The following is a 301-nucleotide window of genomic DNA, read 5'->3' as shown; positions in this document are numbered from 1 at the left end:
TTCAGCCGCATCTGTTTCGATGCGCACCAGCGGCGTAAAACTCCCCGGCGCATACACCGTCTGGATGCGGCTCTGTCCGGTCTGGATGGTCGTCAGCCTCTCTCCCTCCCAGCCGTACCACGTCACATACGGCCTGCGCGACAGCTCCATCCTCGTGTCGCTCCAGTGAACCCGTTCCCGCTTCCATACCCGCTTACCCACACGGCGGCCCAGCGGGTCGTAGAGATACCTCCCCTCCGCCAGGACGGAGTTGTGCTGTGTGCGCACATAGTGGACCAGCCGGTGCTGGTTATCGTATTCG

Annotated in this window: 1 protein-coding gene; it reads right to left on the bottom strand. The window is 62.8% G+C overall.

The features are described from left to right. A partial coding sequence (locus ACLJR2_RS23800; RefSeq protein ID WP_219828048.1) for a hypothetical protein occupies nt 1–301 on the bottom strand: 301 nt, incomplete at both ends.

The sequence above is a fragment of the Salmonella sp. SAL03688 genome (assembly GCF_046551895.1).
Classification (GTDB): Bacteria; Pseudomonadota; Gammaproteobacteria; order Enterobacterales; family Enterobacteriaceae; genus Salmonella; species Salmonella enterica.
This window is presented reverse-complemented; position numbering and strand designations above follow the sequence as displayed.